This is a genomic window from Armatimonas sp. (genome assembly GCF_043760365.1).
Lineage (GTDB): Bacteria > Armatimonadota > Armatimonadia > Armatimonadales > Armatimonadaceae > Armatimonas.
Window position 1 is genome coordinate 1 of sequence record NZ_JAYUPA010001008.1, and the last position, 2,667, is coordinate 2,667.

Annotated in this window: 5 protein-coding genes; 1 reads left to right on the plus strand and 4 read right to left on the minus strand. The window is 59.7% G+C overall.

Going from position 1 to position 2,667, the window contains the following annotated elements; all coding sequences use genetic code 11:
* Nucleotides 1–225: hypothetical protein (locus tag ACH2EH_RS25525; RefSeq protein ID WP_395146242.1), on the plus strand; the 225-nt coding region annotated here is incomplete at its 5' end.
* Here the strand turns inward: ACH2EH_RS25525 and ACH2EH_RS25530 are convergent.
* The 4 genes from ACH2EH_RS25530 to ACH2EH_RS25545 form a co-directional block, all read right to left on the minus strand.
* Entirely contained in the window at nucleotides 181–903 is a 723-nt protein-coding gene (locus ACH2EH_RS25530) for an SDR family oxidoreductase (protein ID WP_395146243.1), read from the minus strand. The two genes, ACH2EH_RS25525 and ACH2EH_RS25530, sit on opposite strands and share 45 nt — an antisense overlap.
* Nucleotides 904–919: 16 nt before the next feature.
* Nucleotides 920–1,324, minus strand: coding sequence for a hypothetical protein (locus ACH2EH_RS25535; protein WP_395146244.1), 405 nt, complete (start codon nucleotides 1,322–1,324; stop codon nucleotides 920–922).
* Nucleotides 1,321–1,902 carry an RNA polymerase sigma factor gene (locus ACH2EH_RS25540; RefSeq protein WP_395146245.1) on the minus strand — a complete coding sequence of 194 codons (582 nt, stop codon included), beginning with the start codon at nucleotides 1,900–1,902 and terminating at the stop codon, nucleotides 1,321–1,323. The genes ACH2EH_RS25535 and ACH2EH_RS25540 overlap by 4 nt, the downstream gene beginning before the upstream one ends.
* Nucleotides 1,903–1,943: 41 nt before the next feature.
* The coding region (locus ACH2EH_RS25545) for a sugar phosphate isomerase/epimerase family protein (protein ID WP_395146246.1) at nucleotides 1,944–2,667 on the minus strand (724 nt) is incomplete at its 5' end.

Sequence of the window (2,667 nt, forward strand, 5' to 3'; positions counted from 1 at the left end):
TTCGGGGTGGGCGCGAAAGTGTCTATTGCCGAGGAGCTGACATGTTATCGGTTCGGCGATGGCAAGCCCGAGCACGGGAGCTGTTCTTATTTTGCGCCGCTGACCAAGTTCGCCATCACACCTGGCTTGGTTTTTATCTATGATCTCTCATTGACCTGCGGAACACTCCCCCAGATTCGCTCACGGCTCAATGGATCCGATAAAGGCGATGTGTCCCGACGGTAGGCTGTCGTCGGTGGCGGAGGCGACAATTGCGGCGGCGAACTCGGCGATAGTGGGAAGATTCCGACTGCTGTCTAGTGCGCCTCGCTGCACACGCTCCAAAAGCTTTACCGTGATGGTACCCTCGATGCCATCGCCGCTAACAATGGTTAATCGGATGCCGCGTGCTGCTAGCTCGGGGATACGGGCACGGAGCGCGTCCTCACCCGCTTTCTTACTCGCCGCGACGGCTTCGTAGGCAGGCGCGACGGGGTGCGTGCCGTAGAAATGCGCCCAGTGGCTGGTGACAAAGACGATACGGCTACCAGGAGCCATCAGCGGCAAGAGCACATCCAGCGTGGCAAGCTGTGAGCCGCGGTTGAGGAGCAGCGCATAGCCTGCGTCCTTGTTCTTCTCCATGCCACCGCTGGCATTGAGAATCAGAGTATCCAGCCGTCCGAAAGTTTCCCGAACGCTCTGCGCCATAGCAACACGATCGGTTGCCTCGGTGATATCGGCCTGAGCGAGTAGTGCGTGCCGCCCAAGTGCCCGAACCTGCCCTGCGACCTCCCCCGCACGAGGCGCTTTGCTTCGGAAGTTAATGACGACATCTGCGCCGCCTTCCGCCAGTAGCAACGCCGTCGCCGCTCCGATGCCGCGCGAGGCACCCGTTACCAGCGCTATCTTGCCTGTTTGCTCCATACCCGAGAGTATACCCTTAGGGCTTCTTGAGCGGGGCTGGGGTTGGGAGACAGTCTTCTAGGCAACCCTCACACTCATTAAGAAGGCCAGCGGAGTGTCCGTAGTAGGGATTTGCCTTGCGCCACTGCCAGGCCAGTGTCCCCAAACTTCCCCCAATGACTAGGAGTAAGCTAGCCATGAGCCAGAGCGGGGCAGGCAACGAGAGATATGTATTTCTGGCACCCAGACGGGGCGGAAACCCTGGCTGAGCAAGCTCCATGGCGAACTGGCGAGAGACGCGTGCATACTGCCGACGCCGCGCACGGCAGGCGGGGCAAACTGCGAGATGGAGGGTTTGTCGCAGGCGGGCATGGAGAGAGAGCTCCCCGTGTACCCAAAGTAGCAGCGCTTCATCGTTGCAGGAGAGAGGACGTCGGTTCATCGGTAGGCCTCCTCGCGGTCGGTGGTGCTGGTAAGCTGGAGGCTACGGGAGTGTGCTTGGTAGAAATGGTACTTGACTGTATTCACGTTTTTGTCGAGAACCAGTGCGACCTCCGCCAGAGTCAGATCATCGAAGTAGTAGAGCTCTAGTAAAACCCGCTGGTCGTCTGGGAGCTGCGCGAGCAGCGCACGTGCCCAGATCGCCGTTTCGGTGGCCGCGAGTCCGCGATCGGGCAGCTCACACGCGAGCCTCTCCAGTGAGACCTCCCGAGGGGAGCGGCGCATACTATCGGCTGCTTTGTGCAGCGCGATCCGGTAGAGCCATGTCTTGAGGCGCACCCGGGGCTCAAAAGCGGGTAGTGCCGACCAGGCCGCAAGAAAGGTCTCCTGGAGTACATCTTCAACGGCGTCGTTAGGAAGCCGTCGCCGCAGAAACCCACGTAGTGCCGTCTGATGAAGCTGGACAAGGCCATCGAAGGCGGCACGATCTCCGCGCTGAGCACGCAGGAGCAAGCCGTGCTCCGACGGCAGTTGCTGCCGTGCGCTTGTTTTGCTTGATTCGCTTCGTATACCTTCCACCTTAGAGCTTCTATCGTGGAAACGTTGCAAAAAGTTGGCCGTCACGAAACTATTTTAACCTGGAGGCGCACAAACTCCGCCGCGAGCTGATACTCCGCCTCGCTGGGCAAGTGCTCCAGCATAAAGGGCGTGTCAGGCGGGAGCTTTCCCATCTCCTCCAGAAAAACACCATAGTCGAGCCCACCAAGCCCGGGCCGCACTTCGTCTAGATGCACTGTGAGGTTCTGGCGCAGCAGAATATCTTTGGCGTGCACTCCTACAATCTGCGAGCCGAGCAGCGCAAAGCACTCGCGTAGAAACGCGGCGTTGTGAAAGTAGCGCTCGGGACTGTTGATCAGGTTCACGGGGTCCAGATGCACCGCGACACTCCTTCGGTCAATGGCCTCCACCAAGTCCAAATAGCTCTGCGGCGAGTCCGGGTACATCCAGGGCATGGTCTCCAGGGTATAGACTGCACTTTCGGGCTGAACACTGTCCACGATCTCCTGGACGCTCTCGACAATCAAGCCAAACGCCTGCGCTGTCAGATCCTCCGCGCACGGCCCGTCCCATTTGTCCCCGAGCGATCCGGCGATATTGACGCAGCAAACCGCACCAATCTTATCAGCGATCTCTAACTGCCGCTTGCAGAACTCCCGCGCCTCGCGCCGGGTTTTATCGTCTTGGGAGAGCGGGTTGCTCCACGCCCCCACCTCGGCGATCACAATATCGCTCTCCCGTGCCGCTTGTGCGTAGGCCAGAATCATCCCCTCAGAAGCATCGTTT

What these genes read in the sequence shown, in the direction of transcription:
- ACH2EH_RS25530 (WP_395146243.1), bottom strand. Translation starts at nt 903, where the DNA reads ATGGAGCAAACAGGCAAGATAGCGCTGGTAACGGGTGCCTCGCGCGGC.
- ACH2EH_RS25535 (WP_395146244.1), bottom strand. Translation starts at nt 1,324, where the DNA reads ATGAACCGACGTCCTCTCTCCTGCAACGATGAAGCGCTGCTACTTTGG.